This window comes from Nitrospirota bacterium (assembly GCA_016219645.1).
Classification (GTDB): domain Bacteria; phylum Nitrospirota; class Nitrospiria; order Nitrospirales; family Nitrospiraceae; genus Palsa-1315.
Window position 1 is genome coordinate 148,784 of sequence record JACRLR010000052.1, and the last position, 12,489, is coordinate 161,272.

25 protein-coding genes are annotated in these 12,489 nt (G+C 54.9%); all 25 read right to left on the bottom strand.

Annotated features, from left to right (window positions below):
- Window positions 1-32: 32 nt before the first annotated feature.
- Window positions 33-782, bottom strand: a complete 750-nt coding sequence (gene map, locus HZB34_15670) for a type I methionyl aminopeptidase (protein ID MBI5317399.1) — start codon at window positions 780-782, stop codon at window positions 33-35.
- Entirely contained in the window at window positions 779-1,435 is a 657-nt protein-coding gene (locus HZB34_15675) for an adenylate kinase (GenBank protein MBI5317400.1), read from the bottom strand. Before HZB34_15675 ends, map begins: the two co-directional genes overlap by 4 nt.
- A gap of 9 nt (window positions 1,436-1,444) precedes the next feature.
- Window positions 1,445-2,764 carry a preprotein translocase subunit SecY gene (gene secY, locus HZB34_15680; GenBank protein MBI5317401.1) on the bottom strand — a complete coding sequence of 440 codons (1,320 nt, stop codon included), beginning with the start codon at window positions 2,762-2,764 and terminating at the stop codon, window positions 1,445-1,447.
- Window positions 2,757-3,212 carry a 50S ribosomal protein L15 gene (gene rplO, locus HZB34_15685; protein ID MBI5317402.1) on the bottom strand — a complete coding sequence of 152 codons (456 nt, stop codon included), beginning with the start codon at window positions 3,210-3,212 and terminating at the stop codon, window positions 2,757-2,759. Before rplO ends, secY begins: the two co-directional genes overlap by 8 nt.
- Window positions 3,209-3,418, bottom strand: coding sequence for a 50S ribosomal protein L30 (rpmD, locus tag HZB34_15690; GenBank protein MBI5317403.1), 210 nt, complete (start codon window positions 3,416-3,418; stop codon window positions 3,209-3,211). Before rpmD ends, rplO begins: the two co-directional genes overlap by 4 nt.
- Window positions 3,418-3,927, bottom strand: coding sequence for a 30S ribosomal protein S5 (rpsE, locus tag HZB34_15695; GenBank protein ID MBI5317404.1), 510 nt, complete (start codon window positions 3,925-3,927; stop codon window positions 3,418-3,420). Before rpsE ends, rpmD begins: the two co-directional genes overlap by 1 nt.
- Before the next feature lie 104 nt (window positions 3,928-4,031).
- Window positions 4,032-4,397, bottom strand: a complete 366-nt coding sequence (locus HZB34_15700; protein MBI5317405.1) for a 50S ribosomal protein L18 — start codon at window positions 4,395-4,397, stop codon at window positions 4,032-4,034.
- An 8-nt stretch (window positions 4,398-4,405) separates the two neighbouring features.
- Window positions 4,406-4,942 carry a 50S ribosomal protein L6 gene (rplF, locus tag HZB34_15705; protein ID MBI5317406.1) on the bottom strand — a complete coding sequence of 179 codons (537 nt, stop codon included), beginning with the start codon at window positions 4,940-4,942 and terminating at the stop codon, window positions 4,406-4,408.
- 56 nt (window positions 4,943-4,998) lie between these two features.
- Window positions 4,999-5,394 (bottom strand): 30S ribosomal protein S8, encoded by a 396-nt coding sequence (gene rpsH / locus HZB34_15710; protein ID MBI5317407.1) that lies wholly within the window; start codon window positions 5,392-5,394, stop codon window positions 4,999-5,001.
- Window positions 5,395-5,468: 74 nt separating this feature from the next.
- Window positions 5,469-5,654, bottom strand: a complete 186-nt coding sequence (locus HZB34_15715) for a type Z 30S ribosomal protein S14 (protein ID MBI5317408.1) — start codon at window positions 5,652-5,654, stop codon at window positions 5,469-5,471.
- A gap of 21 nt (window positions 5,655-5,675) precedes the next feature.
- Entirely contained in the window at window positions 5,676-6,206 is a 531-nt protein-coding gene (gene rplE / locus HZB34_15720; protein MBI5317409.1) for a 50S ribosomal protein L5, read from the bottom strand.
- 141 nt (window positions 6,207-6,347) lie between these two features.
- The gene (locus HZB34_15725; GenBank protein MBI5317410.1) at window positions 6,348-6,683 is read right to left on the bottom strand and encodes a 50S ribosomal protein L24; all 336 of its coding nucleotides are present in this window, start codon (window positions 6,681-6,683) and stop codon (window positions 6,348-6,350) included.
- 19 nt (window positions 6,684-6,702) lie between these two features.
- Window positions 6,703-7,071: a 50S ribosomal protein L14 gene (gene rplN / locus HZB34_15730; protein MBI5317411.1), complete on the bottom strand. Its 369-nt coding sequence runs from the start codon at window positions 7,069-7,071 to the stop codon at window positions 6,703-6,705.
- 38 nt (window positions 7,072-7,109) lie between these two features.
- Complete coding sequence (rpsQ, locus tag HZB34_15735) at window positions 7,110-7,376, bottom strand: 30S ribosomal protein S17 (protein ID MBI5317412.1); 267 nt, start codon at window positions 7,374-7,376, stop codon at window positions 7,110-7,112.
- A gap of 2 nt (window positions 7,377-7,378) precedes the next feature.
- Window positions 7,379-7,600 carry a 50S ribosomal protein L29 gene (gene rpmC / locus HZB34_15740; GenBank protein MBI5317413.1) on the bottom strand — a complete coding sequence of 74 codons (222 nt, stop codon included), beginning with the start codon at window positions 7,598-7,600 and terminating at the stop codon, window positions 7,379-7,381.
- Between the two features lie 44 nt (window positions 7,601-7,644).
- Window positions 7,645-8,064 carry a 50S ribosomal protein L16 gene (gene rplP / locus HZB34_15745; GenBank protein ID MBI5317414.1) on the bottom strand — a complete coding sequence of 140 codons (420 nt, stop codon included), beginning with the start codon at window positions 8,062-8,064 and terminating at the stop codon, window positions 7,645-7,647.
- A 14-nt stretch (window positions 8,065-8,078) separates the two neighbouring features.
- Window positions 8,079-8,750, bottom strand: a complete 672-nt coding sequence (gene rpsC / locus HZB34_15750; GenBank protein ID MBI5317415.1) for a 30S ribosomal protein S3 — start codon at window positions 8,748-8,750, stop codon at window positions 8,079-8,081.
- A 57-nt stretch (window positions 8,751-8,807) separates the two neighbouring features.
- Entirely contained in the window at window positions 8,808-9,161 is a 354-nt protein-coding gene (rplV, locus tag HZB34_15755; GenBank protein MBI5317416.1) for a 50S ribosomal protein L22, read from the bottom strand.
- A 44-nt stretch (window positions 9,162-9,205) separates the two neighbouring features.
- Window positions 9,206-9,493, bottom strand: a complete 288-nt coding sequence (gene rpsS / locus HZB34_15760; protein ID MBI5317417.1) for a 30S ribosomal protein S19 — start codon at window positions 9,491-9,493, stop codon at window positions 9,206-9,208.
- Between the two features lie 9 nt (window positions 9,494-9,502).
- Window positions 9,503-10,327, bottom strand: a complete 825-nt coding sequence (rplB, locus tag HZB34_15765) for a 50S ribosomal protein L2 (protein ID MBI5317418.1) — start codon at window positions 10,325-10,327, stop codon at window positions 9,503-9,505.
- Between the two features lie 50 nt (window positions 10,328-10,377).
- The gene (locus HZB34_15770) at window positions 10,378-10,671 is read right to left on the bottom strand and encodes a 50S ribosomal protein L23 (protein MBI5317419.1); all 294 of its coding nucleotides are present in this window, start codon (window positions 10,669-10,671) and stop codon (window positions 10,378-10,380) included.
- Window positions 10,668-11,291: a 50S ribosomal protein L4 gene (gene rplD, locus HZB34_15775; GenBank protein ID MBI5317420.1), complete on the bottom strand. Its 624-nt coding sequence runs from the start codon at window positions 11,289-11,291 to the stop codon at window positions 10,668-10,670. Before rplD ends, HZB34_15770 begins: the two co-directional genes overlap by 4 nt.
- A 3-nt stretch (window positions 11,292-11,294) precedes the next feature.
- Complete coding sequence (rplC, locus tag HZB34_15780; GenBank protein MBI5317421.1) at window positions 11,295-11,915, bottom strand: 50S ribosomal protein L3; 621 nt, start codon at window positions 11,913-11,915, stop codon at window positions 11,295-11,297.
- A gap of 85 nt (window positions 11,916-12,000) precedes the next feature.
- Window positions 12,001-12,315, bottom strand: coding sequence for a 30S ribosomal protein S10 (gene rpsJ / locus HZB34_15785; GenBank protein ID MBI5317422.1), 315 nt, complete (start codon window positions 12,313-12,315; stop codon window positions 12,001-12,003).
- A gap of 32 nt (window positions 12,316-12,347) precedes the next feature.
- Window positions 12,348-12,489, bottom strand: a 142-nt coding sequence (tuf, locus tag HZB34_15790; protein ID MBI5317423.1) for an elongation factor Tu, incomplete at its 5' end; no start/stop codon positions are given.

Sequence of the window (12,489 nt, forward strand, 5' to 3'; positions counted from 1 at the left end):
CCCCTAAAACTGCGCCAGCCCATCCCAGCTGTTTAGAGCTGGGTCAAAATACGCGGGGGCCCACTCGGCTCAATGACGATCGTATGTTCAAAATGTGCAGAAAGACTGCCATCCACCGTTACCGCCGTCCATCGATCCTCAAGAATCTTAACGGCAGCGCCACCCATGTTGACCATCGGTTCAATCGCGAGGACCATTCCAGCCTGTAGGCGTGGACCCTGTCCAGGCTTCCCATAATTCGGCACCTGAGGCTCTTCATGCAATTGCCGGCCAATCCCATGGCCGACAAATTCTGTCACGACCGAATAACCGGCAGCCTCGACATGCCGTTGCACTGCATGTGAAATGTCGGACAACCGATGGCCAACCATAGCTTGTCCGATTCCAAGATACATGGCCTCTTCAGTCACTTGCATCAAGCGAGCATTTCGTTCAGTCGTCTTCCCTACCGAGACCGAAATCGCCGAATCTCCGTAAAATCCGCCGACGATCGCCCCCAGGTCGAGCCCGATAATATCGCCCTCCTTCAGCACTCGCTTGGAGGGAATCCCGTGGACCACCTGGTCATTCACCGAGGCGCAGAGCGTTTTTGGATAACTCCGATACCCCTTAAAGGCCGGCCTCGCACCTCGTGACACAATCTCATCTTCGGCTAGCCGGTCCAGCTCGTCTGTCGTCATCCCGGGCCGGACGGCCTTCTGCAAAATCTTGAGTGTCTCTGCCACTACTCTCGACGCCTGGGCTATCAACGCAATCTCTTCCGGCGTCTTGAGAATGATCATGTCGCCCGGTACGGTGCCAGCTCCTGCGAAAGATGCTGAAAGACGGCATCGACTGTCCCAGACGCTTCCAGCTGGAACAGCACCCCCCTCTCTTCATAATACTTCACGAGCGGAGCGGTTTGCTCGTCGTACACTTTCAGCCGCATCTCGATCGCATCGCGGCGATCATCGCTGCGCTGCACGAGCGACTCTCCGCATCGATCGCAGATTCCACTCACCTTGGGCATCGCAAAGTCTACATGGAACGTCGCTTGGCACTTCTGACAGCTTCGTCGGCCGCTCAATCGCCTTACGATGTCCTCACGCGAAACCTGAAAATTCACGACCCGGTCCAGGGCGATACCTTTGGAGACTAAAACGGATCCCAAGGCTTCCGCCTGAGGAACAGTCCTGGGAAACCCATCCAACACGAATCCATTCGTGCAGCTGGGGTCAGCCAACTTCTCTCTCACCAACCCAATGACCACCGCATCAGGAACCAGCTTCCCCTGATCCATGTAGCTCTTCGCTTCGAGACCCAGCGCGGTCTGGTTGCGAACCGCCTCACGGAGAAGATCGCCGGTTGAGAGCTTCGCCACATGACACTGCGCAGCGATACGATCTGCCTGAGTCCCCTTACCGACGCCTGGTGCGCCGAGAAACACCACCCGCATGAATCCCCTTTACCCGTTCCGCCCACGAAGGGGAGCCATACCCTTACCGAGAAACCCTTCGTAATTTCGCATGAGCATATGAGACTCAATCTGCTGAGCCGTATCGAGGCCCACACCGATCACAATCAGCAGCGAGGTGCCACCGAAGTAGAACGGCACATTCAATTTGTAGATCAACAACTCCGGGATCACACAGACGATCGCGAGATAAATCGATCCGGCAAACGTGATTCTCGTCAGCACTTTATAGATATAGTCGGACGTCCTGGTGCCAGGGCGAATTCCGGGAATGAATCCACCGTACTTCTTCATGTTGTCTGCCATATCCACCGGGTTCAGGACCACTGCGGTGTAAAAGAAACAGAAAAACAGAATCAGGCCGACGTACATCAAAGTATAGAGCAGCGAACCAGGCGCGAGCTGAGCCCCAATGGCCTTCACCCAAGGTGTTTCAAAAAACCCTGCAATCGTTGCAGGAAAGGCGATAATCGACGACGCGAAAATCGGCGGAATGACCCCGGCCGTGTTAATCTTCAAGGGGATATGTGTACTCTGGCCGCCGAACACTCGTCGTCCGATCACCCGTTTTGCATACTGCACCGGGACTTTCCGCCGCCCGCTTTCCAAAAACACTATGGCCGCCACCACCACGATCATCAGTACGCCGAGGGCGACCAATAAGATAATGCTGAGCTGCCCGATCGTGTATAGGTTGAACGTCTGGGCCACGGCGGAGGGGAGCCGCGCGACGATCCCTGCAAAAATAATCAAGGAAATGCCGTTCCCGATCCCCCGCTCCGTAATCTGTTCACCGAGCCACATGAGGAATCCTGTACCGGCCGTCAAGGTAATGACGGTCATCAGACGGAATCCCCACCCCCCGGTCATGACGAAGGCGCCGTTATTCATTTGTTCAAGACCGATGGCAATCCCAAAGCCTTGAATGATTGCGATGCCGATCGTCCCGAACCGGGTATACTGAATTATTTTCTTTCTACCGCGTTCTCCCTCCTTGGCCAACTTTGTGAGATGCGGGACAACGACCGTCAGCAACTGGAGAATAATCGAAGCGCTGATGTAGGGCATAATACCCAGCGCTAAGATCGTCAACCGCGAGAGTGACCCGCCTGAAAAAATGTCCAAAAACCCGAGCAGCGCACCGCCTTCTTTTTGTAGAAACTCCGAGAGCGCTTCGCCGTTGATCCCCGGTGTAGGGATATGGGCCCCGATCCGATAGACCACCAGCATCCCTATGGTAAAGAGGATGCGGGTGCGCAGCTCAGGGATTTTGAGAATATTCTGAAAACTGGTCAGGAGTCTCTCAAACACCGGGAATGACCTCGACTCTCCCTCCAGCCGCTACAATCTTGGCCTCCGCCGACTTACTGAATTTGTGCGCCTGCACGACGATCGCCTTCGTGACATTTCCGTTTCCAAGAATCTTGATCGGCAGCGACTTGCGCTTGATCAAACCGACATCGACCAGCGCCTGCGGCGTGATGGTGCCGGAGACAATGATGTCACCGAGGCTTTTCAGGTTGACAATCGAGTACTCCTTGCGAAAGACGTTCGTAAAGCCATGTTTGGGCACTCGACGGATCAGAGACATCTGACCCCCTTCAAACCCACCCGCCTGCCGACTCCGACCACCGGATCTGGCCAATAGTCCCTTGTGGCCCTTTCCCGATGTTTTTCCATGACCAGAGCCTGGCCCACGACCGATCCGCTTCCGCCGCTTTCTAGAGCCCTTTGCAGGGCCGAGATCATGTAAATTCATTGTGGGTACACTTCCAATAGATATCCAACTTTACCGATCATCCCTCTGACTTGTGGAGTATCAGGACGAGTCACAGTCTGCCGAATCTTCCTCAACCCAAGACCACTCAACACTCGTCGATGCTTTTGGGGTGTGCCAATCGGGCTTCGCCGCAGGGTAATGACAAGCCCCTTGGAGGCACCTTTGGCGGCCTTTGTTGCTGACATTAGGCGCTCACTCTGTTCTGTGCGTCACCTGCTCCATTCCGACGCACGTTGAGAACATCTTCAGCGTTACGGAGCTGGCAGAGTCCGTTGAGGGTAGCACGAACCGTATTAAAGGGGTTTCCACGACCCAGGGTCTTCGCAATGACGTTATGGACGCCGGCCACCTCTACGACCGCTCGAACGGCGCCCCCTGCGATAATCCCAGCCCCCTTCTGTGCCGGTTTCAGAAGAACATGCTCGGCACCGAACAATCCATGGACCTCGTGCGCAATCGTTCCAGAGGTGAGGGCGACATGCACCAGGTTTTTCTTGGCCTGTTCAACCGCCTTCGAGATCGCGACAGGCACTTCGGCGGCCTTTCCTTTTCCAATGCCGACCCATCCCTGTCCATCTCCGACGACAACCAGCGCGCAGAAGTTAAACCGCTTTCCACCCTTGACGACTTTTGCGACGCGGTTGATAAAGACAACCTTGTCCTTCAGGCTTAGTTCATCTGGATTAACTCGCACGCTAGTTACCCTCTCCGGTCATTCGGTTAAAGTTGAGGTTCAGGCTGAGGATGATTTGGGTTCGTTGTTCACCTCGCATGCTTGACCTCGACCTTAGCCTCAACCTAAAATTTTAGACCACCTTCACGCGATGCTTCCGCCAACGCTTTGACGCGTCCGTGGTACATCCGACCACCACGATCAAACACCACAGCCTGTACCTTGGCGGCCTTTGCCCGTTCTGCCAACAACTTCCCAACAGCCTTTGCGCCATCGACACTGCCGGTGGATTTCAGTGCCGTGCGCAGAGACTTATCGAGAGAGGACGCAGCGGCCAACGTGATCCCTTTCTGGTCGTCAACAATCTGAGCGTAAATATGCGCCCGGCTGCGAAACACGTTGAGGCGCGGGCGCTCAGCCGTACCATAGACTCGCTTTCTCACCCGCTGCTTCCGCCTGGTGAGCTGACCTTCTTTATCCGCAGCATTCATAGCTCGTCCTATTTCCCCGTCTTTCCGGCTTTCTTACGTAACACCTCTCCGGCATAGCGAACGCCCTTTTGCTTATACACATCGGGGGGTTTGATGGCTCGCAAGTTCGCTGCAACCTGACCCACCATCCGCTTGTCCGCCCCCTTCACATTGATTAGCGTTTGCTTGTCCACCTTCACATCGATTCCAACAGGAATCGGATAGGTCACCGGATTGATATAGCCGACACTGAAGCTCATCGCCCGTCCCTGCACGGCAACCTTGTAGCCGACCCCGGTGATTTCCAAGTTGCGTTCATAACCCTTCGTCACACCCTGAATCATGTTGCTCAGTTCAGCGCGAGTCAGCCCATGCATGGCACGGACTTGGCGATCCTCACTTGACCGGCTCACCACAAGCTGTCCGCCGGCAACTGAGACCCCGAGACCCGTGGACAAGGACCAATCGATCTTCCCGAGCGGGCCCTTCACGGACACGACAGACCCGTCGATTTTTACATCCACGCCTGCTGGAATCTGGATTGGTTTTTTCCCTATGCGTGACATCGATACCTCGTTCCTCTACCACGCCGCCGTAATGGCAAACTGGTTCACCCTGACCGTCACCACACCGAACACAACACCTCTCCGCCCAGTCCGGCACGGCGCGATTCTTGATCCGTCATCACCCCTTTCGAGGTGGACAGAATCGCCACACCGATGCCGCTCTTGACTCGAGGGATATCTTTAATTCCGACATATACCCGGCGACCCGGCTTGCTCACACGCTGCATACCGGTGACCATGGGTTGCCCTTCCGGCATGTACCGTAACGTCACTTTCAGTATCGGGTGCCCATCCTCGACATCCGCCTGAACAGCCTGGATATATCCTTCGTTTTGAAGGATACGAAGGATTTCGCGCTTGAGACGGGATGCCGGGACGTTCACGGCATCGTGACGTCGGCGAAGCCCGTTTTGCAATCGTACCAACAGGTCACTAATGGGATCTGTAACCATACCAACCCTTTCACCAACGTTCTTCGTGTTGCGAGATGCGGAACATCAACCCGGTGACAGAGGACACGGACAACCTACCAACTCGACTTCCGAACCCCCGGAATTTCACCCTTCAGGCTCAACGACCGAAAGCAAATTCTGCACATACGAAACCGGCGCAAGAACCCCCGCACACGCCCACAGATCTCACACCGATGATAATCCCGAACCGGGAACTTCGCTTTGACAGCCGATTTATTTCTAAGCGCTAATCTCGACACCTGCAGCTCCTTCGCTTGCTATTAGGTCCGGAATGGCATTCCCAAATGCTTCAATAACGCCCGGCCCTCATCATTGGTCCTGGCGGTTGTCACAATCGTGATATCCATCCCATGGATGGAAGCAACCTCATCGTATTTTATCTCCGGGAAAATGAGCTGTTCTTTGAGCCCAAGCGTGTAATTGCCTCTCCCGTCGAACGACTTTGGCGACACACCCCTGAAGTCTCGAATCCGTGGCAACGACAACGTCACGAGACGATCAAAAAACTCCCACATTCTGCGGCTACGCAACGTAACCTTGGTGCCAATCGGCATGCCTTGGCGCAACTTGAAGGTGGCAATGGCTTTCCTTGCTTTCGTAATCAGCGGCTTCTGGCCTGTAATCAGGCCCAACTCTGTAGCGGCACTCTCCAGCAGCTTCACATTCTGAATCGCTTCTCCCATCCCCACATTCAAGACGATCCGTTCAAGCTTCGGGACCTGCATGATATTTTTGTAGCCGAACTCCTTCATGAGCGCAGGCACAACCTTCTGCACATACACCTCGCGCATCCGAGGATTGAACTTGGACTCCTCGCTGCCCTCGTCTTTTGCCTGTGGGGCAGGCGCCCCTTCCTTCTTCTTGGGTACTCGCCGCTCGGATGCCTTACCGGATTTTCCTGATTCGACCTTCGCCATCTGGCGTCCTCGCTCCTATTCGACTGAGTCGTTCGATTTTTTACTGAACCGGATCCGTCGGCCATCGTCGAGCGTACGCACGCCCAGCCGAGTCGGCTTCTTTGTCACGGGACATAGATAGAGCACGTTCGAAATTGCCAGTGGGGCTTCGCGCTCAAGGATGCCGCCTTGTTTCACCTTCTGATTCGGCTTGGTGTGGCGCTTGATCATGTTCAGCTTTTCGACCACAATCTTTCCCACTGCAGGATCAACAGACAGCACTTTCCCGGACTTACCGCGATCCCGTCCGGCAATGACGACGACCATATCACCCTTGCGAATTCGGCTCTTCTTCAACGCCTGCTTATTCATCGACCCGTCTCCATCCTCGCTACAGCACTTCAGGCGCCAGGGAAATGATCTTCATGAACTTTTTCCACCGTAGCTCGCGTGCGATCGGCCCAAATATACGGGTTCCAACCGGGTCTCCATCCTTATTGATGAGGACGCAGGCATTCCGATCAAACTTGATATAGGACCCATCTTCTCGGCGCACTTCTTTGGTCGTCCTCACGACCACCGCACGACTGACATCGCCCTTCTTGACCGTGGCCGCAGGAATGGCTTCCTTCACTGCCACGACAACGATGTCGCCGAGTGAGGCGTACCGACGCCTGGTCCCGCCAAGCACATGAAAACACATGGCCTGCTTGGCACCCGAGTTATCCGCCACATCCATGTATGTATAGCTTTGAATCATCGTTCCGGTGTTTCCTCTAGCTTGCGCACGAACTGAACCTACTCATCACGGCCCTTTTCCAGAACCTCGACAACCCGCATATGCTTATCTTTACTGATCGGCCTGGTCTCGACCATACGGACTCGGTCACCGACCTTGCAGGCATTATCCTCATCGTGCGCTTTGAATTTCGTCACACGCCGCAGCACCTTTCGATAGAGCGGGTGAATGACCGAACGCTCGATCTCTACGACCACCGTCTTATTCATCTTATTACTGACCACCTGCCCGACCCACTCACGCCGCGCATTTGCTGACTTTTCCATCCTCAAGCCCCCTTCGCCGTCTCAGAAACTGGTTCGGCTTGTACAAGCTCGCGCTGAATCGTCTTGATTCTGGCAATCGAGCGCTTCGCCTTTCGAACCTGCATGGGGTTTTCCAACCGTCCCGTTCCCAGCTGAAAACGAAGATTGAAAAGTTCCTGCGTAAGCTCCTGAGCCTTCACCTCCAGCTCAGGTCCCGACAGTTGTCGTAATTCCTTCAAATCCATCGATGCAATCCCCTTATATCCTAACGGGCTCAGTTCGACCGGCGTTACGCGTTAAACTCTCCCCGGATGACACACTTGGTGGCGATAGGCAATTTATGCGACGCTAAACGGAACGCCTCTTTTGCGACATCCGGCGTCACGCCGTCCATCTCATAGAGTATGCGGCCCGGCTTGACGACGGCGACCCAATACTCCGGATTGCCCTTCCCTTTACCCATTCGAGTCTCAGCCGGCTTCTTGGTAATCGGTTTATCAGGGAAAATTCTTGTCCACACCTGGCCACCGCGCTTCACACAGCGAGTGATTGCAATGCGCGCCGCTTCAATCTGCCGACTGGTGATCCAGCCAGGCTCGAGGGCTTTGAGCCCAAACTCTCCGAGGGTAATCTGACTGCCTCGATAGGCCTTACCGGTCATACGCCCCTTCATCATTTTACGGAACTTGACTTTCTTCGGTGCTAACACGATACCCTCTCCAATTACCCTATTCTGCGGTCAAATGCCGTTTCTTTGTCCAGAGGCTGCAGCGGAAGAATTTCTCCCTTATAGATCCAGGTCTTGATCCCAATCTGCCCCATCGTCGTATGGGCTTCCGCAAAGCCGTAATCGATATCTGCTCGAAGGGTATGAAGAGGCACACGCCCTTCGCGGTACCACTCTGACCGCGCGATTTCCGCTCCGCCTAGGCGGCCTCCGACCATAATTTTGATACCCTGAGCGCCAAGACGCAGTGCGGACTGCACGCTTCGTTTCATAGCCCGCCGGAATGCCACTCGTTTTTCCAACTGGGTTGCGACGTTTTCACAGACCAACTGTGCGTCCAATTCCGGTTTCTTGATTTCCTTCACCGTAATGTACACCTGACCGCCATAGCTCTTCTCCAGCTCCGCTTTGAGCTTATCGACTTCAGCCCCCTTACGACCGATGATAATGCCGGGGCGCGCAGTATGAATGATCACACGTGTCTGGTCTCCAGACCGCTCGATTTCAACCTTGGCGACACCGGCATGAAACAGACGCTGTTTCACCATCTTGCGAATTCTAATATCCTGATGGAGCAGCTTTGCGTAATCCTTGCTGGCATACCACCGGGAACTCCACGTCACGTTATATCCAAGCCGGTAACCGATCGGATGTGTCTTATGGCCCATAACTTCTTGCGCCTCACTCAGTGTAGGAAATGAGTCCGTTTTGTTCGCTGATACCCTTTACGTCTTTTCTTTCGTGCTTGCAGCTGACACAACTACCGTAATGTGGCTCATACGCTTATGAATCGAATTCGCGCGCCCCTGCGACCGAGACCGAAAGCGTTTCAATGTAGGGCCACAATTCACAAATGCCTTCGACACGACCATCGAATCACTGTCACCGAGCTCCTTTTGCTCCGCGTTGGCCACGGCGGACCGCAAAATCTTTTCGACTACCTTCGACGCCTGACGCGGTAAATTCCTCAACAGCGCCAAGGCCATTGGAACCTGCTGCCCACGGATCAAATCGACCACTGGGCGGGCTTTCCTCGGAGAGATCCGAACGAACCGTAGAACTGCTTGCGCTTCAGCCATAGCCGTCACATCCAATCACGTGTGCCGAGAACGTACCCTAACCCTTACTTGAGGGCGACTGCCTTTTCCGTCCTGGCATGCCCATGCCCCTTAAAGAATCTGGTTGGAGCAAACTCCCCCAGCTTGTGTCCAACCATGTTTTCCGTCACGAAGACAGGAATAAACTTCTTACCGTTATGGACCGCGAACGTGTGTCCGATCATATCTGGAATCACGGTGGACCGCCGCGACCAGGTCTTAATAATCTTTCGATCTTTGTTTTGATTCATCCGGTCCACTTTCTGGAGCAGATGGTCGTCGACGAATGCGCCTTTACTGACTGACCTCGGCATCGCGTACTCCTACTTGCGGCGGGCAATAATGAACTTGTCTGTCGCCTTGTTGGTCCGGGTCTTGTAACCCTTAGTGGGAAGACCCCACGGAGAGACCGGGTGGGGGTTCCCCTGCCCAGACTTTCCTTCCCCACCCCCATGCGGATGGTCGACCGGATTCATCACGACACCCCGGACATTCGGGCGTCGACCCAGCCATCGATTCCGGCCTGCTTTCCCGACATTGATATTCTCGTGATCCGTATTCCCAACCTGCCCGACGGTTGCCATGCAGGTCGAAAGAATTCTCCGCATTTCACCGGAGCGGAGTCTTACCTGAACATATTCACCATCACGCCCCATGACCTGGGCAGAGCCACCCGCACTACGAATCAGCTGTCCGCCTTTTCCCGATTTCAGCTCTATATTGTGAATGGTGGTTCCCAAGGGCATGCTGGAGAGCGGTAACGCATTTCCAATACGCACTTCTGAACCAGCACCCGATTGCACCACATCACCGACTTGTAGGCCGACAGGGGCCAGGATATAGCGTTTCTCTCCATCCTTATAATGCACCAAGGCGATCCTGGCTGACCGATTGGGATCGTACTCAAGCGCGGCAATGGCCCCTGGAATCCCGGTCTTATCGCGTCGAAAATCAATTTTCCGATAGAGCCGTTTATGCCCACCCCCGCGAAAACGTACGGTCGTCCTCCCATCGTTGTTCCTCGCGCCGGTACTGCGCCGAAACGAGGTAAGCGATTTCTCTGGCCGCTTCCTCGATAGACCCTCGGTCGTGACCGCAGTCATCCCGCGACGGCCCGGTGTCCTTGGCTTATATGCTCTAATTCCCATTTTTCAGTCGCCCTTCCAGCACGCTCAGACCGGTTCGACGGAATGTCCCGCTACGCGCTCTCGTAGAGCTCCAACTTCTCGCCTTGCTTGAGCTTGACAAAAGCCTTTTTCCAATCTGACCGCTTACCAGAGAAACGTCCCAGCCGCTTCACCTTGCCGCGGACATTCATCACATTCACCCGTTCGACTTTGACTTTTAAGAGCGATTCGACCGCTTGCTTAATCTGGACACGATTCGCATCCGGGTGAACGAGAAAACCAACCGTGTTCTGACTTTCCCGCATAGCCGTGATCTTTTCCGTCAACAACGGCTGCGACAGAATGCCATGGAGTCCCGATTTCATGCCCAGACCTCCTTCACCCTTGGCAACTCGCGCTCAAGAATCAGAATCGATGTAGCCCGAACAATATCGTAAACATTCAATCCTTCAGGCCCCACCACACAGACATTCGGGAGATTGCCTGCAGCCTGAGCCAATCCGGCATGCCCCGCACCGGCGACAATCAAGGCATAGGACCCGGCGCCTAAATTCGTCAGCGCCTGGGCCAACAATTTTGTCTTGGGCTGACCCAACGAGAGATTCGACACGATCACAACTTGCCCGTCAGCTAACTTCGCCGACAGCGCGCATTGAAGCGCCGCACGATACTTCTTTTTCGGCATGCTGAAGGAATAATCTCGCGGCTTCGGTCCAAACACCGATCCACCATGACGCCATACAGGAGAGCGGACCGACCCTGCCCGAGCCCGCCCCGTGTGTTTTTGCTTCCAGGGCTTTTTCCCGGATCCAGCCACCTCTCCACGCCGCAACGTCGATGCTGTCCCCTGACGCTCGCAGGCGCGCTGCATCACTACCGCTTCATGGACTAAGGCGCTATGCGGCTTACAGCCGAACACTTCCTCAGGAAGATCCACAGACCCGACCTTCTGCCTCTTCAAATCAACGACATCAACCGTGGGCATGCCCTACCCCTTCTTCGACTTTCTTACCACGATCAGCCCATTTGCTGCGCCAGGGATTGCCCCACGAACGAACAACAAGTTTTCATCGGGCCTGGACTCAATCACTTTCAGTCTCTGGGCCGTAATCCGCTTCGCTCCCATATGTCCGGGCAAGGTCTTCCCCTTCCAGACTCGAGAAGGATATGAACTGGCGCCCATCGAGCCGGGATGACGGTGGAACATGGACCCGTGAGATTCAGGACCGCCGCCATAATGGTGCCGCTTCACCACGCCCTGGAATCCTTTTCCCTTCGAAATACCGGTGATGTCCACCCAGTCGCCTTTTTTAAAGATATCGACTTTGACGGATTGCCCCACTGCGACCTCGCCAACCTTTTGAAATTCTCTGAGCACACGAGTGGCCGGCGCCTCCGTCTTCTTGAGGTGGCCCAGTTCGGCTTTGGGCAACTTGCGCTCTTTCACTTCACCGAAAGACAGCTGGACCGATTCATACCCATCACGCTCTTTTGTCTTGATCGTCACCACGCGGCAGGGGCCAGCTTCGATGACGGTCACAGGCGTAAACCGCGTCTCGTCAAACATCTGGGTCATTCCCAGCTTTTTACCCAACAACCCGTTCGTCATTTCAATTCGTGAGGCGTGAAACGTAAGGCGTAAGGCTCTCGCTGCTCGACATCACCTTACCCCTCACACCTAACCCCTTACGCTCCTATAACTTTATTTCCACGTCTACGCCGGCGGCCAAATTCAACTTCATCAGGGAATCCATCGTTTCAGGCGTTGCGTCCATGATGTCCATCAAACGCTTGTGCGTTCTGATCTCGAACTGCTCGCGAGCCTTTTTATCCGCATGTGTCGCGCTCTGCACCGTGAACTTTTCAATGCGCGTAGGGAGGGGAATCGGCCCTACAATTTTTGCCCCACTCCGGCGGACGGTTTCAACGATTTCCGTCACGGCCTGGTCTAAGACCCGGTAATCAAACCCGCGGAGCCGAATCCTGATTCTCTGTTCAACCTTAACCATAACCATTCAACCCTTTATTCGCCCGTCAATCGCTACGCCAGGATTTCGGTGACGACGCCGGAGCCGACGGTCTTGCCCCCCTCGCGCACCGCAAACCGCAACCCCTGATCCATCGCGATCGGGCTGATTAACTCCCCCGTCACGCTCACATTGTCCCCCGGCATCACCATCTCC